The organism is Pseudomonas sp. MPB23 (assembly GCF_046605395.1).
GTDB lineage: Bacteria > Pseudomonadota > Gammaproteobacteria > Pseudomonadales > Pseudomonadaceae > Aquipseudomonas.
Window position 1 is genome coordinate 4,705,783 of sequence record NZ_CP176771.1, and the last position, 20,800, is coordinate 4,726,582.

Below are 20,800 nucleotides of genomic sequence, written 5' to 3' on the forward strand. Positions count from 1 at the left end.
AGGATTACCCTCGCGCCTGTATCCACACCGTACCCCGGAGCCATGATGAAAAACGCCTGTGTCCCCCTCGCCTGGTTTGTGATCCTCGGTTCCATGCTGGCGGCTGCCAGCGGCCTGTCTTTGGTGTTGGTGTGAACGCGCCGCTGATACTCCGGGAGCCAGGCATGGTGTTGCATCGCGTGCACCATCAAATCCTGCGCAGCCACCACTTGTTCGAGCCGCTGAACGAGCAGGAGCTCGACGAGTTGATGGGCAGCAGTCAGTTACTCAGCATCGACAAGGGCGAGCCGCTGTTCCGCCAGGGCGAACCTGCCGAAGCGTTTTACTTCGTGATCGCCGGAGCGGTGAAGATCTACCGCCTGACGCCCGATGGCCAGGAGAAGGTCTTCGAGGTGATCGGCGAACGGCAGACCTTCGCCGAAGCCATGATGCTGATGGACACCCCCAACTATGTGGCCTGCGCCGAAGCGGTATGCCCCACTCAGCTATACCGGTTGTCCAACGCTACCTACATGCGCCTGCTGCACGGCAATAGCCGCCTGACCTTTGCCCTGCTCGGCAAGTTGTGCGTGCGCCTGCACCAGCGGGTCAACGAGATCGAAACCCTGTCGCTGAAAAACGCCACTCACCGCGTGGTGCGTTACCTGCTGACGCAACTGATGCACTTGTCCGACGCCAACAGCCGTTTCGAGCTGCCCATGGCCAAGCAATTGATCGCCGGGCATTTGTCGATCCAGCCGGAGACGTTCTCGCGGATTATCCGACGCCTGATCGACGAAAAAATCATCACCCAGGACGGTCGCCAGATTGTCATTCTCGATCGCCTGCGCCTGGAGCAGTTCGAGTGAAGACCTGCCTGTATTGCCAACAGCGCCATGCTGATGCGCGCGAGGCGTGCACCGGCTGCGGCATGGCCCTGCCCGCCTCGAACGCCGAGGTGCAAGCGCGGCGCTTGCAGCGTTTTCAGTGGTTCTGCCTGAGCCTGACGCTGTTTTGCATCGCCCTGTTCTTCTGGTTGCCGCGCGACTTCTATTGACGTTCGGTCAGTTGCCGATACAACTGCGGCAGGCGCAACGGCAAGTGTTCCGGCTGGCGGATCAGGGTGTAGCCATGGGCACCGAACATGTGCGGCAAGTAGTCCTGCGCCTGTTTGTCGATGGTGATGCAGAACGGGATCAGGCCCTGGCGCCGCGCCTCCACCACCGCCTGGCGGGTGTCCTCGACGCCGTAGCGGCCTTCATACAAATCCAGGTCATTGGGCTTGCCATCGGTCAGTAGCAACAACAACTTGCGCCGCTGTTTGCACGCGCCCAGCAGGCGCGTGGCCTGGCGAATCGCGGCGCCCATGCGCGTGTAGTAACCCGGTTTGAGCGCCTGGATGCAGCCACGGGTACGGTCGTCGTAGGGTTGCTCGAAGGTCTTGAGCTGTTGCAGACGCACGTCATGCCGGCGCAAGGACGAGAAGCCGTACAACGCAAACCCATCCCCCAGCCCGGCCAGGCTTTCACCGAACAGCAACAGGCTGTCGCGGATCACGTCGATGACCTTTTGGTTGTCGTTCAAATGCGCGTCGGTGGACATCGACACGTCCGCCAGCAGCAGGCAGGCCAGGTCGCGATGAGTGTGCCGTTGCTCCTGGTACAAGCCGCGTTCGGTGCAGGCGCCCACCTGGCGCTGGACCTGGAAATCCACCCAGGCTTGCAGGTCGAGTTCCGCGCCCTGGGGTTGCTGGCGCTGCCATTGGCGGTCGGTGCGCAACTGCTGGAACTGCCGACGCAGACGTTGGGCCGGGCCGCGCAATCGCTCCGGCAAGGGTTGCGGCGCATCGGCGCGCGGCAGCATCAGTTGCAGGTTGACGAAGCCTTCCTGCAGGCATTGCTGGCGGTAATCCCATTCGGGCAGCTTGATACCGGCGCCGAGGGGGATGTCATCGACATCGGCGGGCGGCAGGTCCAGGTGCAGCTTCAGGCCGCCGCTCTTGCGCACGCGCTGGCGCGACAGGCTTAACTGCTCCAGGTCTTCGGCGACGCGGGCGGCGTCCGGGTCTTCGCTGTCGTCGGTCCAGCGATCGAGGTCGACATGTTCGGTCCAACTGAACAGGTTTTCCAGGCGTACCACCAGCAGGCCGCCGTCGCGGGTCGGGTCATCCACGCGGCTGGCGCGTTTGGGCGCGCCGTGTTGCTCGCCAGGGCGTGTAGCCAGGTCGTCGCCCTCCTCGTCTTCAGGGTCCAGGGCGTGCGGCGCGTCGAGGTGCTGCGCCGGGTACAACCACAATGGCAGCGGCCAGGCGGCCCTTTCGCTGCGGGGCAAGTGGCGTACGCTGCCGGGTTCGCGCAGGGCCTTGCACAAGGCTTTTTCCAGGGCGGCTTCGCCGGGTTTGAGGCTGGCCGGATCAGGACGCAAGGCCAGGTGGGCGTCCACCAGGCGCCGGTAGCTGGGCAGCAGCGCCGGGTAGCGTTGCAGCAACAGCCAGGTCCAGCGCTGGTTGTCGCGGGCCCAGTGGGTCATGGGGCCGGCGTGGGCCGCCAGCAAGGCCAGCCACCGATACAGCTCCAGGTTCAGCGCGGCCGTGGAGTACACCGCCAGGCTCGACGGCAGGCGCAGACGGTTGCCATCGCAGGAGGCCAGCGGCGCGTGCTTGCAGGTGCCGGCGATGCGCATCAACAGGTTGCGGCGCAGCAGCAGGTCGCGTTCGCTGGCCGCTTCCAGGGAAATCCCGCTGGCACCGCCCAGGGCACGAAACAACAGAGCCAGGCTGCGCTGGCGGTCGACAAGCTCGACCCGCGCAGCCGGGAAATCGACGCTCGCACGCCGGGTGATAAAGCGGTGCCAGGCACTGCCGACCCACTCTTCCAGTTCCAGGGTAAAGGCCATGGACGTACTCCAGACAGGGGGTATTTGATCGGTACAGCACACGCCCGATGTGGCAGCAAGCACGCTCCCACATCTGACGGGCGGCCTCTTTAGTGAACGATCGGCACCCCGGCCCCGACCCGGCCGCGCCGTTGCCGGAAGCTGTACAGGTAGCAGAGCAGCCCGCACAGGAACACCACGCCACTGACCAGGCGCGCCCAGAACAGCCCCTGCAAATGCTCCACCGTGGCCATGAACGGCAGCGCTACACCATCCACCTGCCAGCGTTGCAGCCAGACCTGCACGGCACCCGCAGCGGTGAGGAACAGCGTGATCATCACCATGGACAACACCATCATCCAGAAGCCCCAGATCTCCAGGGTCTGCGAACGTGCATCCGGCGCTTCACCGAGGCCGCGCAAGCGGGGCATGGCGTAGCTGATCAAGGTCATCACGATCATCGCGTAGGCGCCGAAGAACGCCAGGTGGCCGTGGGCTGCGGTGAGTTGGGTACCGTGGGTGTAGAAGTTGACCGGTGCCAGGGTGTGCAGGAACCCCCAGACCCCGGCGCCGAAGAACGCCGTGACCGTGGTGCCCTTGGCCCACAACGTGGCCGCCCGGTTGGGGTGCTGGCGGCGGCGTTGTTTGACCATGGTAAAGGCAAATATCACCATCGCCAGGAACGGCAGCGGTTCCAGGGCCGAGAAGATCGAACCGACCCACAGCCACACTTGCGGCGCACCGATCCAGAAGAAGTGGTGGCCGGTGCCGATAATCCCGGTGATCAATGCCATGGCGATGATCACGTACAGCCATTTCTCCACCACTTCGCGGTCGACGCCGGTGACTTTGATCAGCACGAAGGCCAGCATCGAACCCATGATCAGTTCCCACACGCCTTCCACCCAAAGATGCACCACCCACCACCAGTAGAACTTGTCGCGCGCGAGGTTGCCGGGGTTGTAGAAGGAGAACAGGAAGAACACCGCGAGCCCAATCAGCCCGGTCATCATCACCATGCTGACCGTGGTCTTGCGCCCTTTGAGCAGGGTCATGCCGATGTTGTAGAGAAAGCCCAGGCACACCACGACGATGCCCATTTTGGTGATGGTCGGTTGCTCCAGGAACTCGCGGCCCATGGTCGGCAGCAATTCGTTATGGGTCAGTTTGGCCAGCGCCGCATACGGCACCAGCAGGTAGCCGAGGATGGTCAACACCCCGGCGGCGGCGAACACCCAGAACAGCACGATGGCCAGTTTGGGGCTGTGCAGCTCGCGATCGGCCTCCTCGGGCACCAGGTAGTAGGCGGCGCCCATAAAGCCGAACAGCAGCCAGACGATCAGCAGGTTGGTATGGACCATCCGCGCCACGTTGAAGGGGATCAACGGGAACAGAAAGTCGCCGATCACGTATTGCACGCCCATGATCAACCCGAACAGCACCTGGCCGAGAAACAGGATCAGGGCGAACACAAAGTAGGGTTTGGCCACGGCCTGGGATTGGAATTTCAAATAGGGGTTGGCACTGCGCATGACTCAGCCCTCCTTGTTCGGTGGCCAGTTATTGGTATCGATCTTCGAGCTCCATTTGAGAAACTCGGCCATATCGTCCACCTCCTGGTCGCTGAGGTTGAATTGCGGCATGGCCCGTCGTCCGGGCACGCCCAACGGTTGCATCTTCATCCAGGCGTGCAGGAACGGCTTGAACCCTTCTTCACCGCCCCGGCGTTTGAACACATTGCCCAGCTCCGGCGCAAAATAAGCCCCCTCGCCCAGCAACGTGTGGCAGCCCACACAGTTGTTGCGCTCCCAGACACCCTTGCCGCGCACGACAGATTCAGTGAGTTGGTCAGCGTTGCTGCGGACGGGAAAGGTTTGTTCGGTGTGATAGGTCAGGGCCAGGAAAATCAGGAAGAAGAACACGCTTCCTCCGAAGTAGATATTCCTGGCCATGCCCTTGGTGAAGGTCTCTGACATGGTCGCTTCCTCGTGGCTTGACCAGGTGATGATAGGGAGGTGGGGGGTGAAAACCGCTTGATGGCGATCAAGAAATGTTGATGGTTTTGGTCGGGTATTACATCCGCCTACAGGACGGCGATCACGCCCATGATGACGACCGCCCAGCCGAGCATCGCGGCACGCCATAGCCTTGGCGCATGCCGCAGTTCCATGAACCCATCGGCAATCACCCAGCCCTTGGCCACCGCCAGCAACAGCACCACCGGCCAAAGACCGGACGCGCCGGTCAGCACGGTGCCGATGCTCAGCGCCACCAGCAGCGCCCAACACAGCAGCAGCGTTCGGGAAACCGTCATACCCACCTCAGCCAATCACATAGACCAACGGAAACAGCACCACCCACACCAGGTCGATCATGTGCCAATACAGCACGCCGGATTCCAGCCCGCTCAAGTGCGGCACCCGGTAAGCGCGTTGCCAACAGCGCCACGCCACCCATCCCAGGATCACCATGCCCAGCAGCACGTGCAAAAAGTGAAACCCGGTCAGAATCCAGTACAGGGTGAAGAAGGTGCTGTGTTCCAGCCCCAGCCCGGCTCCCGCCAGGTGGGCGTACTCAGCGAGTTTGATCGCCACATACACCAGTGCCACCAGCAACGCCCCACACAACAACGCCGCGCCCCGGCGCGAGAACCCCAGGCGCACCTGGTGCACGGCCAACGCCGCCAGCCAGCCGGCGGTCAACAGGCTCAGGGTCATCGCCAACCCGGTCGAGGTATCCAGTTGCGCGCGCCCCACAGCGAACACCTCAGGCTTGAGCACCTGAGCCACGGCAAATGCGAGGATCAGGAGGGCGAACACGGACAGTTCGGCAAGGATGAAAAACCACATCGCCAAGTCGCCCGGCAGGCGCCGGGCTTCAGGCAAAGTGCACATCCACGATGTCCATCAAGGCGGACACGGTGTGCGGATCGTCGCTCAGCGGTTCGGCCAGGCACGCCAGGCAGGCTTGGCGCGGGCTCATGCCGGCGCCGATCAGGCGTGCGGTAAAGATCAACAGGCGCGTGGAAGCGACTTCCTCCAGATCGTGCTGATCGAGCCGGCGCAGCGCGTGGCCCAGGCGCACGATCTGCGCGGCCAAGGCACTGTCGACCCCGGCTTCGCGGGCCACGATGCGCTCCTCGTCGGCCACCGGCGGGTAGCCGAAACGCATCGCCACGAAGCGCTGGCGGGTGCTGGGTTTCATGCCCTTGAGCAGGTTCTGGTAGCCGGGGTTGTACGACACCACCAGCATGAACGACGGCGGCGCCTTGAGCACTTCGCCGGTGCGTTCCAGGAACAGCTCGCGGCGTTCATCGGCAATCGGGTGCAGCACCACGGCGGTATCCTGGCGCGCCTCGACCACTTCGTCGAGGTAGCAGATTCCGCCTTCGCGCACCGCGCGGGTCAGCGGGCCGTCCTGCCACCAGGTGCCGTCGGCGCCGATCAGGTGACGGCCGAGCAGGTCCGCGGCGCTCAAATCGTCGTGGCAGGCCACGGTGTACAGCGGCAGGTTCAAACGGTGCGCCATGTGCTGCACGAAGCGTGTCTTGCCACAGCCGGTCGGCCCCTTGATCAGCACCGGCATGCGGTGGCGCCAGGCGTGCTCGAACAGCGGCTGTTCGTTATCCAGCGGTTGGTAGAAGGGCTCGCTCATCATGCGTCCTCACAACGGGTTCGGCGCCCACGCTAAGGCGCCCTGCGACAACCTGGCAAGCGGGCTTGGCGCGGAACTTGATCGCCGTCAAGCGAACATCGCGGCTCGACAACATAGTCTTGCCGGGCACTGAGAACCTGCGCTCTACCCTGCCTTCGCCGGGCACCGCAAAGGTCTTGCCTGAGGAGAAATGGAATGCCGACTCGCAACAGAACACCCTGGAGCCTGAGCCTCGCCGGCTTGAGCTGCGCCCTGGCCCTCACACTGCCGCTCAACGCCCATGGCGACGCCCCGACCGGCGTGGTGAAAACCACCGGCGCGGCGGATATCAGCCAGGCCGATTTCGACACCTCCAAACAGATTTACTTCGAACGCTGCGCCGGTTGCCACGGTGTGCTGCGCAAGGGCGCCACCGGTAAACCGCTGACCCCGGACATCACCCAGGCCCGTGGCCAGGCGTATCTGGAGGCGCTGATCACTTACGGCTCCCCCGCCGGCATGCCGAACTGGGGCACGTCCAACGCGCTGACCAAGGCACAGATCACCGCCATGGCCAGCTTCATCCAGCACACCGCGCCCACCCCGCCGGAATGGGGCATGGCCGAAACCCTCAAGACCTGGAAAGTGCTGGTCAAACCCGAAGACCGGCCGAAAAAACAGCTCAATACGCTCAACCTGCAAAACCTGTTCTCGGTCACCCTGCGCGACGATGGCAAGATCGCCCTGGTGGACGGCGATACCAAGCAGATCATCAAGCTGATCGACACCGGTTATGCCGTGCACATCTCGCGCATCTCCGCCTCCGGCCGCTACCTGCTGGTGATCGGCCGCGATGCGAAGATCGACATGATCGACCTGTGGCCGATGGAGCCGACCAAAGTCGCCGAGATCAAGGTGGGCATCGAAGCCCGCTCGGTGGAGACCTCGAAGTTCAAGGGCTATGAGGACAAGTACACGATCGCCGGTTCCTACTGGCCGCCGCAGTTCACCATCATGGACGGCGAAACCCTGGAGCCCAAGCAGATCGTCTCCACTCGCGGCATGACCGTGGACAAGCAGGAGTACCACCCCGAGCCGCGTGTCGCGGCGATCATCGCCTCCCACGAATGGCCGGAGTTCATCGTCAACATCAAGGAAACCGGCAAGGTCATGCTGGTCAACTACCAGGACATCAAGAACCTCACCATCACCACCATCGACGCCGCGCCGTTCCTGCATGACGGCGGCTGGGACAGTACCCACCGCTACTTCATGACCGCGGCGAACAACTCCAACAAAGTGGCGGTGATCGACTCCAGGGAACGCAAGCTCGCCGCGCTGGTGGAGGTCGGCAAGACCCCGCACCCCGGCCGTGGCGCCAACTTCATCCACCCCCAATACGGTCCGGTGTGGGCCACCAGCCACTTGGGCGACGGCGGCATTTCCGTGATCGGCACCGACCCGATCAAGCATGCGCAATACGCCTGGAAACAGGTGGAGTCGCTCAAGGGCCAGGGCGGCGGTTCGCTGTTTATCAAGACCCATCCCAACTCCCGCCACCTGTATGTCGATACCACCCTCAACCCCGACGCCAAGCTCAGTCAGTCGGTGGCGGTGTTCGATATCGACCGGCTCGACAAGGGCTACACCGTGCTGCCGATTGCCGAGTATTCCGGCATCAAGCAAGGCGCATTGCGCGTGGTGCAACCGGAATACAACAAGGCCGGCGACGAGGTGTGGTTCTCGGTCTGGAACGGCCAGACCGAGGAATCGGCACTGGTGGTGATCGATGACAAGACCCTCAAGCTCAAGCAGGTGATCAAGGACAAGCGCCTGATCACACCGACCGGAAAATTCAACGTCTACAACACCCAGCACGACATTTATTGAGCCCCATCAATACGAGGTTTTCCTATGAAAAATATGCTTCTCGCACTGCTCGCCTGTAGCGCCGCACTCAGCCTGCAACCGGCCCTGGCCCAAGACGGGGCGGCACTGTTCAACAGCAAGCCCTGCGTGGGCTGCCACATGATCGACAGCAAACTGGTGGGCCCGGCCCTGAAGGAGGTCGCCGCGAAAAATGCCGGCGTGAAGGACGCCGCCACCACCTTGGCCAGCCATATCAAAAACGGCACCCAGGGCAACTGGGGGCCGACGCCGATGCCACCGAACCAGGTGACAGAAGAGGAAGCCAACGTCTTGGCCAACTGGGTCCTGACCTTGAAATAAGCACAAGGAGCGTGCCATGCAAGCATCGACGATCGGTACGGCCATGGCGCTGCTCCTGCTGATTCCCTCGTGCGCAGCGGCCACCCCGGACGCTGCCCGCCTCGAACACCTGTTGACCCAGGACTGTGGCGCCTGCCACGGCCTGCACCTCACGGGCGGCCTCGGCCCGCCCCTCACCCCCCAGGCACTCGCCGACCACAGCCGTGACAGCCTGATCGCCACCGTGACCTACGGGCGCCCCACCCGCGCCATGCCCGGTTGGGCCCCGCTGCTCAGTGCCGGCGAGATCGCCTGGCTGGTCGACCGCCTGTTGCAAGGAAGCCCCGCACCATGATGCGTCCCACCCTGTTATCCCTGTGCCTGTTGCTCGGCGCCTGCACGCAACCGGCGTTGCGCGGCAGTGGCGACCTGGGCCTGGTGATCGAACGCACCCGTGGCAGCGTGCAGATCGTCGAAAGCAGCGGCATGACGGCGCTTGCGCGTATCGACGGGCTGGGCGACCTGTCCCACGCGTCGGCGGTGTTTTCCCGCGACCAGCGCTACGCCTATGTGTCCGCCCGCGATGGCGGCTTGACCAAGGTCGACCTGCTGCGCCAACGCATCGAGCGGCGCATCGTCCAGGGCGGCAACAGCATCGGCGGCGCGATCAGCCAGGACGGGCGCCTGATTGCCGTGTCCAACTACGTGCCTGGCGGGGTCAAGGTGTTCGATGCCGACACCTTGCAGCAAGTCGCCGACATTCCCGCCACCGCCCTGCCCGACGGCAAGCGTGCGCGGGTGGTGGGCCTGGTGGATGCGCCTGGGCAGCGCTTCGTGTTCAGCCTGTTCGACAGTGGCGAAATCTGGAGCGCCGACTTCAGCCACGGCACTACGCCGCGCATCAGCCGCTTCAAGGACGTCGGCGACCAACCCTACGACGCCCTGATCACCGCCGATGGCCGCTACTACATGGCCGGGCTGTTCGGTGAAGACGGCATGGCCCAACTCGACCTGTGGCACCCGGAGCGCGGCGTCACCCGCGTGCTCAAGGACTACGGGCGCGGCCAGGCGCGGTTGCCGGTGTACAAGATGCCCCACCTGGAAGGCTGGGCCGTGGCCGACAACCAGGCGTTCGTGCCGGCCGTGGGGCGCCATGAGGTGCTGGTGATGGATGCGCGCAACTGGCAACAGACGGCGGCGATCGCGGTCGCCGGCCAACCGATTTTCGTCACCGCGCGCCCCGACGGGCGCCAGCTGTGGGTCAACTTCGCTTACCCCGATAACGACCGCGTGCAGGTGCTCGACAGCGAATCGCACCAAGTGGTCGCCGACCTGCGTCCCGGCCCCGGCGTGCTGCACATGGAATTCACCGGACGTGGCGAGCAACTGTGGCTGTCGGTACGCGACGGCGAACAGGTGCAAGTGTGGGACCCGTACCGTCTGACCCTGCTGAAAACCCTGCCGGCCCAGAGTCCCAGCGGCATTTTTTTCAGCCTCCGCGCGCAAAAGATGGGGTATTGAAATGGACCTTGACCGACTCAGCCTGCAATTGATCGAACGCTTCCAGCACGGCATGCCGCTGTGCGCCGAGCCCTACCACGCCATGGCCCAGGTGCTGGGTTGCAGCGAAACCCAGGTGATGGCCTGCCTGCAACGCCTGGAACTGGCCGGAGCGCTCTCCCGGATCGGCCCGGTGTTCGAACATACCCGCGCCGGCGCCAGCACCCTGGCCGCCCTCGCGGTGCCGGTCGAACGCCTGGAACAGGTGGCCGCACGGGTCAGCCAGTACCCGGAGGTCAATCACAACTATGCCCGCGAGCATCACTACAACCTGTGGTTCGTGCTGACCGGCCCCCATCGCCAGCACCTGCAACAGATCCTCGACGAGTTGGAGAAAGACACCGGCCTCACCCCGCTGGATTTGCCGATGCTCACGGCGTATCGCGTCGACCTGGGTTTTTCCCTGGGGGACCAGCCGTGATCACGCCGCTGACCCACGAACAGATGCTCGACCTGCGCCAGTGCCTGGAGCGCGGCCTGCCGATCGTTTCACGCCCCTATGACGCGCTCGCCGAGGAGATCGGCGCCCACCACGATCAGGTGCTGCAACAGATGCGGCAATGGAGCGACCAGGGCCTGTTTCGCCGCGTCGGCCTGGTGCTCAACCATCGCGCCCTGGGCTACGTGGCCAACGCCATGCTGGTGCTGGATGTGCCCGATGCGCTGGTCGATGAAGTCGGTCAGCGCCTGGGCCGCGCACCGGGGGTGAACCTGTGTTACCAGCGCCCACGGCGCCTGCCGCAGTGGCGCTACAACCTGTTCTGCATGGTTCACGGCCGCGAGCGTCGCAGGGTCGAGGCGCAGATTCACGCGCTGCTCGAACAGCACCTGCTCAGCGACCTGCCCCATCAACTGCTGTTCAGTGCGCGCGCTTTCAAGCAATGCGGCGGGCGCTTTACCCCACCTTCGTCACAGGTGTGGGCACATGGATGATCTCGACCGGCAACTGATCAACCGCCTGCAACTCGGCCTGCCGCTGGTGCGCCAACCCTGGCAGCAAGTGGCGCGGGAAGTGGGCAGCGAGCCGGGCGAAGTCCTCGATCGGGTGCATGCCTTGCTCGAAGACGGCGTGCTCACACGCTTCGGGCCGATGTTCGATATCGAGCGCCTCGGCGGTGCCTTCACCCTCGCGGCACTGGCGGTGCCCGAGACACGCTTCGAGGCGGTCGCCGCACAGCTCAACGCGCTGCCCCAGGTGGCCCACAACTACCGCCGCGAACACCGTTGGAACATGTGGTTCGTGCTGGCCTGCGCCACCGCGCAGGAGCTGACCGCTACCCTGTCGCGCATCGAGGCCCTGACCGGCCTGGCGGTGCTCAATCTGCCGAAGGAGCAAACCTATCATGTCGGCCTGTATTTCCCCGTCTGACCCGCGCCTGGCCCTGCGCCTGGTGAGCCTCACCCAGGACGGCCTGCCGCTGCTGGAAGACCCCTGGGCCTGGCTCGCCGAACAGTTGGGCATCAGCGTCGCGGCGACCCTGGACCTGCTCGAACGCCTGCAGGCCGACGGTGTGATCCGGCGCATCGCCGCGGTGCCCAACCATTACCGCCTGGGCTATCGCCATAACGGCATGACCGTGTGGGATGTGCTCGACACGCAGATGCCGCGCCTCGGCGAATTGCTCGCGGCCCAGCCGTTCGTCAGCCACTGCTACCGGCGCCCGCGCCGTCCCGACTGGCCCTACAACCTGTTCGCCATGGTGCATGGGCGCAGCCGGGGTGAAATCGACCGCTACCGCGAACAGCTGCGGATTCTGCTCGGCGATGCCTGCCGTGCCGACGAGATGCTGGTGAGCAGTCGCATCCTGAAAAAAACCGGCCTGCGCCTGACGCCGGCACCTTTAAAGGACTAGCCCATGCTGCGAATCAGTCATTACCTGCGCACCCTCGCCGGCCAATGCCCACCACCGCGCACCTCGCCGCCCGGCAATGATCGCGCGCCCGTGGTGATCTGGAACCTGTTGCGCCGCTGCAACCTCACTTGCAAACACTGCTACGCCACCAGCGCCGACAGCGTGTTTCGCGATGAGCTGGACACGACCGCCGCCTTGAAGGTGATCGATGATTTGCGCGCGGCCGGGGTGCGCGTGTTGATTCTGTCCGGGGGCGAGCCGCTGCTGCGCGAAGACCTGTTCCAACTCGCCGCCTACGCGCGCGCACAAGGTTTTTTCGTCGCGCTGTCGACCAACGGCACGTTGATCGATGAACACACGGTCGGGCAGATCGCCGACGCGCACTTCGACTATGTGGGCATCAGCATCGACGGCCTGGAGGCGACCCACGACGCGTTTCGTCAGTCGCACGGCAGTTTCCGCCGCTCGATGCATGCCATCCGCCTGTGCCGCCAGGCCGGGATTCGCGTGGGCCTGCGCACCACGCTGACCCAGGAGAACCATGCGCAGTTGCCACAGTTGCTGGAGCTGATGCGTACGTACGATGTGCAGAAGTTCTACCTGTCGCACCTCAACTACAGCGGGCGCGGCAAGCGCAGTCGCCAATTGGATGCGCACCGGCAAATGAGCCGCGAGGCGATGACACTGCTCTTCGAGCAGGCCTGGCGCGACATTCAGCACGGCATCGACAGCGACTTCGTCAGCGGCAACAACGACGCCGACGCCGTGCTGTTGCTGCACTGGGTCCAGCAGCATCTGCCCGAACATTACCCGCAGCTCGAACACCTGCTACAGCACTGGGGCGGCAATGCATCGGGCAGCGGCATCGCCAATATCGACAACACCGGCGACGTGCACCCGGACACCTACTGGTGGCAGCACTCGGTGGGCAATGTGCGCCACACGCCGTTCCACCAGTTGTGGCTGGATAAGCCCGATCCGTTGCTGCTGCGCCTGCGCGAACATCCGCGCCGCATCGGCGGGCGCTGCACCGACTGTCGCTGGCTGGCGATCTGCAACGGCAATACCCGCACCCGCGCCTGGGCCGACGGCGACCTGTGGGGCCAGGACCCCGGTTGCCACCTCAGTGACGCCGAGATTGCCCGCACGCCGCCGCGCCTGATCCCTTGCTCGACCACCCGGTGACCCCACCGGCGGCCGCCGCCCTGACGATGAACCAAGGATGTCTCATGCACACTTCAACCGCCCTCCCCGCCAGTTTGCATTGCCCCTTCCACCCCGGCGAAGTCGCCCTGGTCGGCGCCGGTCCCGGCGACCCGCGCCTGCTGACCCTGCGCGCCTGGAGCCTGTTGATGCAGGCCGATGCAGTGGTATTCGACCGCCTGATCAGCAGCGAACTGCTGAGCCTGATTCCGCTGAGCTGCGCCCGCCATTACGTGGGCAAGGCCAGCGGCTGCCACAGTCTGCCCCAGGACCAACTCAACGCCCTGCTGGCCGAGCTGGCCGACCAGGGGCAACGGGTGGTACGCCTCAAGGGCGGCGACCCGTTTATCTTCGGGCGCGGCGCCGAAGAACTGGAGTACCTGCTGGCGCGCGGCATTCCCTGCCAGGTCGTGCCGGGCATCACCGCGGCCTCCGGGTGCAGCGCCTACGCCGGCATCCCCCTGACCCACCGCGACCTGGTCAACTCCTGCCGCTTCGTCACCGGGCACCTGCAACGCGACGGCGCGCTGAAACTGCCATGGGCCAGCCTCGCCGAGCCGAGCCAGACGCTGGTGTTCTACATGGGCCTGTCGAACCTGGCGCTGATCGCCGTGCACCTGATTGCGGCCGGTCTGCCGGGGGATACCCCGGCGGCGCTGATCAGCAACGGTGCGCGGGCCGACCAGCGGGTGGCCCGTGGCACCCTGCGCCAGTTGCCCAGCCTGGCCGCCGACTGCACACCGGGGGTGCCGACCCTGACGGTGATCGGCCACGTGGTGAACCTGTTCGCCGACACCGCCCTGCACTTCCCCGCCAGCCTGATACCCGCGCGTACGGCGGTGACACCATGAAGCGTCTGCTGCTGGTGCCGCTGCTGTGGGCGACGGCCGCCCACGGCACGCCGGCCGAGGACTACCAACGTCACTGCGCCAGTTGCCACGGCCTCAACCGCATCGGCGCCACCGGGCCGGCGTTACTGCCGCAAAGCCTGGGGCGGATCAAACCGGACGAGATACGCAAGGTCATCGCACAAGGCCGGCCCGCCAGCCAGATGGCCGCGTTCGCGCCACAGTTGAGTGCCGCGCAGATCGACGGCCTGGCGGACTTCCTGCAACAACCCGACGCCCAGGCGACCTGGAACACCCACGACATCCGCGCCAGCCACACGGTGCGGGTGGACGTCAGCACCTTGCCGACCACGCCACAACACCACGCCGACCCGCTCAACCTGTTTGTGGTGGTGGAGTCGGGCGATCACCACATCACCATTCTCGACGGCGACAGCTTTGCCGTCCTCGACCGGTTCCCCACGCATTTCGCGGTGCATGGCGGGCCTAAATTTTCGCCTGACGGGCGCTTTGTGTATTTCGCCTCGCGCGACGGCTGGATCAGCCAGTACGACCTGCACAACCTCAGGTTGATCGCCGAAATCCGCGTGGGCCTCAACACCCGCAACCTGGCGGTCAGCAAGGATGGGCGCTGGGTGCTGGCGGGCAATTACCTGCCGGGCAACCTGGTGCTGCTCGATGCCCGCGACCTGTCCCTGGTCAAGACCCTGGACACCGGCTCACGGGTCAGCGCCGTGTACACCGCGCCGCCGCGCGACAGTTTTATCGTCGCGCTCAAGGATGTGAACGAGGTCTGGGAGTTGTCCTATGCAGCCGCCCAACCCAGCTTTGAACCCCGGCGCATCCAGGCCCAGGACGTACTCGATGACTTTTCGTTCTCGCCCGATTACCGGCAATTGATCGCCACCTCACGCAAGGCCGGTGGCGGCCAGGTGATTGACCTCGACTCGGGCCAGGTGGTCACCGATATTCCACTGTCAGGCATGCCGCACCTGGGCTCGGGGACCTATTGGCAGCGCAACGGCCAATGGGTGTTCGCCACGCCGAATATCAGCAAGGGGCAGATCTCGGTGATCGACCTCAAGACCTGGACACTGATCAAGCAGATCCCCACCCTCGGGCCGGGCTTCTTCATGCGCAGCCACGCGAACTCGCGCTATATCTGGAGCGATGTGTTCTTCGGCCCGGACAATGATGCCATCCACCTGATCGACAAACAGACTCTGGAGATCGCCCACACCCTACGGCCGATGCCCGGCAAGACGGCGGCGCATGTGGAATTCACCCGCGATGGCCGCTACCTGTTGCTGAGCATCTGGGCCACCGACGGCGCGGTGATCGTGTACGACAGCCAGACGCTCAAGGAGGTGAAACGCCTGCCGATGAACAAACCGTCGGGCAAGTACAACGTGGGCAACAAGGTCGAGTTCGCCGAAGGCACGTCCCATTGAGCCATCGGGCCGGGCACTCAGCTCACACCGTGCGCGAGAACTGGCCTTTCTGCGCGCCGCCCAGGTAGGCATCAAAGGCCATGGCCACGCTGCGCACCATCAACTGGCCCTTGGGCAGCAGTTGCAGCGCATCGTGCTGGATCAGCAGCAACCCATCCGCCACCTGCTCCTGCAGTTGGGTCATGGCCTCGGCAAAATACTCATCGAAGCGCACCCCATGGGCCGCCTCGATCCCGGCGAAATCGACGCGGCCGTCGCACATCAATGCGTTGATCACCTCGCGACGCAGCACATCATCGGCATTGAGCCGATAACCGCGCTGCACCGGCAGCATCCCCGCGTCGAGTCGGGCGTAGTACTGGGACAGTTCCTTGACGCTCTGGCTGTAGCTGTCGCCCACCTTGCCGATGGCCGACACGCCCAGGCCGATCAGGTCGCAGTCGGCGTGGGTCGAGTAGCCCTGGAAGTTGCGTTGCAGGCTGCCATTGGCGCGAGCCAGGGCCAGTTCATCGTCGGGCAAGGCGAAATGGTCCATGCCGATGTAGACATAACCGGCCTCGGTGAGACGGCGGATGGTCAGTTCCAGCAATTCGAGCTTGCGCGCCGGCGGTGGCATGTCTTCGGGGCGGATCATGCGCTGGGCGCGGATCTGGCTCGGCAGGTGCGCATAGCTGTAGGCCGCGACCCGGTCGGGGCGCAGGGCGATCAGTTTGCTCAGGGTCACATCGAAACTGGCCACGGTTTGCAGCGGCAGGCCGTAGATCAGGTCGACGCTGATCGACTTGAACCGCGCCTCGCGGGCCGCGGCCACCAGTTGCAGGATCTGCGCCTCGCTTTGCAGGCGATTGACCGCAGCCTGCACGTCGGGGTCGAAGTCCTGCACGCCGAAACTCAAGCGATTGAAGCCCAGGCGACGCAGGGTCTGGATCCGCTCGACGCTGATGGTGCGCGGGTCCACCTCGATGGAAAACTCATGGTTGTCGCTGGTGTCGAGGGTGAAGTGCTGCGCCAGGCAAGCCATCAACTCGGCCAGTTGCGCGTCGTCCAGGTAGGTCGGCGTACCGCCGCCCAGGTGCAGTTGGGTCAGGCACCGCGAGCGCTCGAACAATGCGCCCTGCATCTGGATCTCGCGCTTGAGGTAGCCCATGTACTCCACGGCGCGGTGGGTCTTGCGCGTGATGATCTTGTGGCAACCGCAGTAGTAGCAAAGGCTCTGGCAGAACGGGATATGGATGTACACCGACAACGCCTTGGGCACCGCCTGCCGATGGCTGGCGCGGACCGCCTGGTGATAGTCATCCAGGGCGAATTCGCTGTGGAATTGCGGCGCGGTGGGGTACGAGGTGTAGCGTGGCCCCGGGCGGTCGTATTTGTGTACCAGGGCGCGGTCGAATTCAAACGCCGTCATGGTCGATCTCCTCATCGTTGGCACTGACCGGGCTGGCGAGCACCGCACGTTCGAACAACGCACAAATACCATCCACGTGCGGCAGCCCGGCCGGCAACAGCCAGATGAAGCTCGGCGACAACTCGATCAGTCCGTCGCGGTGCAAGGCCACCAGCAGCGGCCAGAGGCTGGCGAAATAGCGCCGGAACACCAGGCCGTAACGACGCTCCACCGCCGGGATATCCAACTCCAGATCGCAGGCCAGGCGCTCGGCGACGTGCAGGCGCACCGGGTCGACGCTCTGGCGAAACCAACCGCTGTGGGTGGCGAGTTGACCGCTGGCCAGTTGTTCGCGGTACTGGTGCGCGTCCAGGGTGTTGCGCGCACACAACGTGTCGATCTGACTGATGGCGCCCAGGCCCAGGCCGATGTGGTCGCAATACCCATGCAGGGTGAAGCCCTCGCAGTTACGGCTCAGGCGCCCGCGTTCCTGGGCCTGTTTGAGGTCATCGTCGGCGCGTACGAACTGGCCGAGACCGATGTAGTGGTAGCCCGCCGCCGTCAGGGACTCGAAGCCGCTGCGACGCATGGCGCTTTTATCCGCGGCACTGCTGAAGGCCTGGGACGGCCGGCCCTGGTAGCGGGTCGGTGCCTGGGCGTAATCGAACAGGTGCAGGCGGTCGGGTTCCAGGGTGATCAGACTGGCCAGTTTCAGTTCGAAGCTGGCCGGGGTCTGCCAGGCATGGCCATAGCCGAGGTCGATGCTCACCGAGCGAAACCCGAAGGTGCGGGCGGCATCGACCAGGGACTCGATGGGTGCCGGGTCCTGATAGCGGGCCTGGGACGACATCCCGTCGCTGCCGGCATCCGGCACGCCGATGCTGGCGTGATTGAAGCCCAGCTCGCGCAGCGCGCCCATGGTGGCCCAGTCGGTGTGCCAGGGGTCGAGGTCGATACGGTAGTCGCCCCGGTCATGGTCGAGGAAATTGAAGCGCCCGTGCAGGTGCGCCATCAACGGCTGCAACTGCGCCAACGCCGGCGGCGTGCCCCGCAGGTGAAAGTGATCGACCGGCTGGCGGGCGCCGAGCTGGCAGCCGATCATCTGGATTTCCTGGGTCACGCTGTGCAGGTAGTCGCCACCGGGATCGCTCGCCGGCCAGTGCAGGTTCAACGCCAGCGGGCGTTGACGCTGGCGGCTGTCACGCAAGGCGCGCAACAGGTCCAGGCTGCCGACCCCGGCATGGAAGCGACGGGTGTCCATCTGGCAGGCCAGATCCAACACGCCCTGATCCTGGCGAAAGCGGGTGGGGTGAATCGGGCTGCGCATGACGGACTCCGGAGCGGGTGACTGTGCGCCATTGTCCGGTGCGACTTGGCGTCTCACCTTGATATGCATCAAGGCCCGAGGGTCGCGCCGCTACCAGCTCAGATAAAACATGCCCTTGGCCAGCAGCACGATGGCGACCATATGCGCGAACAGGCTCAGGTGAACCCCGCGGATATAACCCGCACTGACGGTGCCCCAGCGCATCCGCGCCATGGTCACCAGAAAGTGCAGCAGCACGCTGGCGGCCAGGGCCAGCTTGACGCTGAGCAAGGTGCCAAACGACGACGCCAGGGGCGCCGCCAGCACCGGCAGGTAACGCAGCCAGACCATGCCGAGGCCGGCGCCGAACAGCACCAGCAACACCCATGGCATCAACGCCCGCGCCCGCAGGCCAACCCCCTGCTCCACCAGCACCATCACCCGCGCCGGCAATTGCCGGTGCAGGCTGCCGAGGATCAGCACCTCGAAAAACACCGTGCCGATAAATATCAGCGCGGCGAACAGGTGGGCCAATAGCAACAGAAGGTAGAGCATGATGGCCTCGCAGGGGGACCGGCCGTGGAGCGCCCAGTGTGCACGCGGGCACAGGGTGTGGCCTTGATACCGATCAAGCGTTGCGGCGCCGTGCGCGGCTTATATCAGCGGGATGCTGTAGCTGACGATCAGGCGCGTCTCATCCTTGTCCGCCGTGTCGTTACCGCGCATCACCGCACCGCGCCAGGTAAAGCCCAGGCCTTTCAAGGTGCCGGTGGGGATCACGTAGTCCACGCGAAAGTCGCGCTCCCATTCGCTGTTGTCACGGGTTGCGGTGCGGATATGGCTGCCGTGGATATAGGTGACGCTGGAGCGCAGGCCCGGCACGCCCAGGCTGGCGAAGTCATAGGCGTAGCTGCCAACGGTCGCCTGTTCGCCGGCATTCACGAACTTCAGCGATTGCGAGTTGGTGATCAGGTACAGCGAGCGGCCCTGGCCCTGGTTGATATGGGGGAAATCGCTTTCGCCGGTGGTCTTCTGGTAGCCCAGGCCCAACGAATGCCCGCTCAGGCTGTAGGTGAACATTGCGCTCCACAGGCGGTTGTCGACCTTGCCGGTGTTGACGCCCGGCGCGTAGTAGCCCGCGCTCACATACCCTTCGTGACGCCCCGAGGCGCTGTCGTTCTTGCCATCGGCCGTGCTGTAGAAATAGCGCAGGTCACTTTTGATCTGCCCCACCGGCAACTGCCAGTTGTGCACCAGGCCCAGGAAGTGCTGCTGGTAGAAGTTCTCGAGGTTGGCGTAGTAGTACTGCAATTGCAGTTGCTTGCTGACCGCGTAATCCACCCCACCGTAGTAGAACTGGTTGCTGTCCCTGCCCTTGATCGGGTCATTGGCGCCGGCAATCGACAGGCCCTGGCCGTTGCTCGAGTTACGGTCCAGCACCTGTTCGATTTTGCCGGCGATCAGGTTGAAGTCCTTGAAGTCCTTGGAATCCACTTGATAGCCGCGGAAGGTCTGGGGCAGCAGGCGTCCGTCTTCGGTGGTCAGCACCGGCAACTTGGGCATCATGCTGCCGACTTTCAGTTGGGTCTGGGAGATGCGCATCTTGCCGGTCACACCGGTCTTGCTGAAGTCGTGGGCGGCCTTGCCATCGTCCAGCGGGAAGACGCTGCCGGGGGTGTTGTCTTCGCCTTTCTTGCCCGAGCGCCCCGAGGCATCCAGGCGCAGGCCGTACCATTGCTGCACGTCCACGCCCAGGCCCACCGTGCCCTCGGTGAAACCGGACTGGTAGTTGAACATGAACGCCTGGCCCCACTCCTTGTCGGAGGCGGCCTTGGCGTTACGGGTGTCCTGGTTGTAGTAGAAATTTCGCAGGTCGAGGCTGGCTTTGCTGTCGTCGATAAAACCGGAGGCGACAGCCTGCTGCGCGGCCCCCAGGGAAACGGCCAGGGCCAGGCGAGTGGTGTGATTCATGAAGGCTCCAAAAAGTGATCGAGGCGATCCCGTCACAGCCCAGCTCATTTTTTATTTTGTCGCGGGGGTGGTGCTGCATTATTTGACAGGACCGCGCACGGTATAGCGTTGGACGGCCAAGATATAGCCACCTAAATTGCCAATCACCTTTTCAGTTTCCGTAACAATCCCGCTCTAGCGTGAGGTGTTCAGGGCATCGACCTCCTGCGTCGAACCTTGGATCGGAAACGTGCGGGCGACGGTCAATGCGTGGCACCTTCGCCAAGCAAAGTTGTTCCAGATGTTGCCGAAACACCGGCCATCCAACCCTTTTGTCGGAAAATCGCACGGGCTGGCCGTCCACCGGACAGCGCGCGCCGACGCGCCCATCGAGCGGCTGGCGGAGGCTCACACCCCACGCGAGCCAAGCCGCCCCACAGGCTCCGGGCGAGCGGCGAACAGCCAGGAAGGTTGAACTTCACGGTGGCAACGCGAGCGTCAGCGGCGCCAGGCGATGAAATGCGGCAGCCCCCTGTGGCAGAACGTCG

The 20,800-nt window shown here is 64.5% G+C and carries 23 protein-coding genes; 13 read left to right on the plus strand and 10 right to left on the minus strand.

Annotation, left to right across the window (positions count from 1 at the left end):
* Window positions 1-164 precede the first annotated feature (164 nt).
* Together ACLH0J_RS21115 and ACLH0J_RS21120 are read left to right on the plus strand one after the other, a co-directional pair.
* Window positions 165-848 carry a Crp/Fnr family transcriptional regulator gene (locus ACLH0J_RS21115; protein ID WP_411388860.1) on the plus strand — a complete coding sequence of 228 codons (684 nt, stop codon included), beginning with the start codon at window positions 165-167 and terminating at the stop codon, window positions 846-848.
* Window positions 845-1,036 carry a protein DnrP gene (locus ACLH0J_RS21120; protein ID WP_411388861.1) on the plus strand — a complete coding sequence of 64 codons (192 nt, stop codon included), beginning with the start codon at window positions 845-847 and terminating at the stop codon, window positions 1,034-1,036. The genes ACLH0J_RS21115 and ACLH0J_RS21120 overlap by 4 nt, the downstream gene beginning before the upstream one ends.
* On the opposite strand, the gene ACLH0J_RS21125 is transcribed toward ACLH0J_RS21120, so the two are convergent.
* The 6 genes from ACLH0J_RS21125 to ACLH0J_RS21150 all read right to left on the minus strand — a co-directional run bounded on the left by ACLH0J_RS21125 (window position 1,030) and on the right by ACLH0J_RS21150 (window position 6,510).
* On the minus strand, window positions 1,030-2,874 hold the full coding sequence (locus ACLH0J_RS21125; RefSeq protein WP_411388862.1) for a nitric oxide reductase activation protein NorD: 1,845 nt from the start codon (window positions 2,872-2,874) through the stop codon (window positions 1,030-1,032). The genes ACLH0J_RS21120 and ACLH0J_RS21125 overlap by 7 nt on opposite strands.
* 89 nt (window positions 2,875-2,963) lie before the next feature.
* Entirely contained in the window at window positions 2,964-4,385 is a 1,422-nt protein-coding gene (locus ACLH0J_RS21130; protein ID WP_411388863.1) for a cbb3-type cytochrome c oxidase subunit I, read from the minus strand.
* 3 nt (window positions 4,386-4,388) lie between these two features.
* Window positions 4,389-4,829 carry a c-type cytochrome gene (locus ACLH0J_RS21135; protein ID WP_411388864.1) on the minus strand — a complete coding sequence of 147 codons (441 nt, stop codon included), beginning with the start codon at window positions 4,827-4,829 and terminating at the stop codon, window positions 4,389-4,391.
* A gap of 107 nt (window positions 4,830-4,936) precedes the next feature.
* On the minus strand, window positions 4,937-5,167 hold the full coding sequence (locus tag ACLH0J_RS21140) for a cytochrome C oxidase subunit IV family protein (RefSeq protein WP_411388865.1): 231 nt from the start codon (window positions 5,165-5,167) through the stop codon (window positions 4,937-4,939).
* Between the two features lie 7 nt (window positions 5,168-5,174).
* Window positions 5,175-5,747 (minus strand): cytochrome c oxidase subunit 3 family protein, encoded by a 573-nt coding sequence (locus tag ACLH0J_RS21145; protein WP_411388866.1) that lies wholly within the window; start codon window positions 5,745-5,747, stop codon window positions 5,175-5,177.
* Window positions 5,731-6,510: a CbbQ/NirQ/NorQ/GpvN family protein gene (locus ACLH0J_RS21150; RefSeq protein ID WP_411388867.1), complete on the minus strand. Its 780-nt coding sequence runs from the start codon at window positions 6,508-6,510 to the stop codon at window positions 5,731-5,733. The genes ACLH0J_RS21145 and ACLH0J_RS21150 overlap by 17 nt, the downstream gene beginning before the upstream one ends.
* A gap of 192 nt (window positions 6,511-6,702) precedes the next feature.
* Between ACLH0J_RS21150 and ACLH0J_RS21155 the strand changes: the two genes are divergently transcribed.
* Genes ACLH0J_RS21155 through ACLH0J_RS21205 form a run of 11 tightly spaced genes read left to right on the plus strand, consistent with a single transcriptional unit; the run spans window position 6,703 to window position 15,609 of the window.
* On the plus strand, window positions 6,703-8,376 hold the full coding sequence (locus tag ACLH0J_RS21155) for a cytochrome D1 domain-containing protein (protein WP_411388868.1): 1,674 nt from the start codon (window positions 6,703-6,705) through the stop codon (window positions 8,374-8,376).
* Window positions 8,377-8,400: 24 nt separating this feature from the next.
* Window positions 8,401-8,715, plus strand: a complete 315-nt coding sequence (locus ACLH0J_RS21160; protein ID WP_411388869.1) for a c-type cytochrome — start codon at window positions 8,401-8,403, stop codon at window positions 8,713-8,715.
* 16 nt (window positions 8,716-8,731) lie between these two features.
* Window positions 8,732-9,049: a c-type cytochrome gene (locus ACLH0J_RS21165; protein WP_411388870.1), complete on the plus strand. Its 318-nt coding sequence runs from the start codon at window positions 8,732-8,734 to the stop codon at window positions 9,047-9,049.
* A complete protein-coding gene (locus tag ACLH0J_RS21170; protein WP_411388871.1) occupies window positions 9,046-10,215 on the plus strand; it encodes a cytochrome D1 domain-containing protein in 1,170 nt (389 codons plus the stop codon). The genes ACLH0J_RS21165 and ACLH0J_RS21170 overlap by 4 nt, the downstream gene beginning before the upstream one ends.
* Before the next feature lies 1 nt (window position 10,216).
* Window positions 10,217-10,675, plus strand: coding sequence for an Lrp/AsnC family transcriptional regulator (locus tag ACLH0J_RS21175; protein WP_411388872.1), 459 nt, complete (start codon window positions 10,217-10,219; stop codon window positions 10,673-10,675).
* Window positions 10,676-10,698: 23 nt separating this feature from the next.
* Window positions 10,699-11,187, plus strand: a complete 489-nt coding sequence (locus ACLH0J_RS21180; RefSeq protein ID WP_411392871.1) for an AsnC family protein — start codon at window positions 10,699-10,701, stop codon at window positions 11,185-11,187.
* On the plus strand, window positions 11,180-11,623 hold the full coding sequence (locus tag ACLH0J_RS21185) for an Lrp/AsnC family transcriptional regulator (protein WP_411388873.1): 444 nt from the start codon (window positions 11,180-11,182) through the stop codon (window positions 11,621-11,623). The genes ACLH0J_RS21180 and ACLH0J_RS21185 overlap by 8 nt, the downstream gene beginning before the upstream one ends.
* Window positions 11,598-12,107, plus strand: a complete 510-nt coding sequence (locus ACLH0J_RS21190; protein WP_411388874.1) for a nitrite reductase — start codon at window positions 11,598-11,600, stop codon at window positions 12,105-12,107. Before ACLH0J_RS21185 ends, ACLH0J_RS21190 begins: the two co-directional genes overlap by 26 nt.
* A 3-nt stretch (window positions 12,108-12,110) precedes the next feature.
* Window positions 12,111-13,292: a heme d1 biosynthesis radical SAM protein NirJ gene (nirJ, locus tag ACLH0J_RS21195; protein WP_411388875.1), complete on the plus strand. Its 1,182-nt coding sequence runs from the start codon at window positions 12,111-12,113 to the stop codon at window positions 13,290-13,292.
* Window positions 13,293-13,336: 44 nt separating this feature from the next.
* Window positions 13,337-14,161, plus strand: coding sequence for a uroporphyrinogen-III C-methyltransferase (gene cobA / locus ACLH0J_RS21200; protein ID WP_411388876.1), 825 nt, complete (start codon window positions 13,337-13,339; stop codon window positions 14,159-14,161).
* Window positions 14,158-15,609, plus strand: a complete 1,452-nt coding sequence (locus ACLH0J_RS21205) for a cytochrome D1 domain-containing protein (RefSeq protein WP_411388877.1) — start codon at window positions 14,158-14,160, stop codon at window positions 15,607-15,609. The genes cobA and ACLH0J_RS21205 overlap by 4 nt, the downstream gene beginning before the upstream one ends.
* 22 nt (window positions 15,610-15,631) lie before the next feature.
* Here the strand turns inward: ACLH0J_RS21205 and hemN are convergent, their stop codons facing one another.
* From hemN to ACLH0J_RS21225, 4 genes are all read right to left on the minus strand, one after another.
* Window positions 15,632-17,017 carry an oxygen-independent coproporphyrinogen III oxidase gene (gene hemN / locus ACLH0J_RS21210; protein ID WP_411388878.1) on the minus strand — a complete coding sequence of 462 codons (1,386 nt, stop codon included), beginning with the start codon at window positions 17,015-17,017 and terminating at the stop codon, window positions 15,632-15,634.
* A complete protein-coding gene (locus tag ACLH0J_RS21215) occupies window positions 17,004-18,323 on the minus strand; it encodes a coproporphyrinogen III oxidase (protein WP_411388879.1) in 1,320 nt (439 codons plus the stop codon). The genes hemN and ACLH0J_RS21215 overlap by 14 nt, the downstream gene beginning before the upstream one ends.
* 90 nt (window positions 18,324-18,413) lie before the next feature.
* On the minus strand, window positions 18,414-18,857 hold the full coding sequence (locus ACLH0J_RS21220) for a hypothetical protein (protein WP_411388880.1): 444 nt from the start codon (window positions 18,855-18,857) through the stop codon (window positions 18,414-18,416).
* 99 nt (window positions 18,858-18,956) lie between these two features.
* Window positions 18,957-20,273 (minus strand): OprD family porin, encoded by a 1,317-nt coding sequence (locus ACLH0J_RS21225; RefSeq protein WP_411388881.1) that lies wholly within the window; start codon window positions 20,271-20,273, stop codon window positions 18,957-18,959.
* Window positions 20,274-20,800 lie beyond the last annotated feature (527 nt).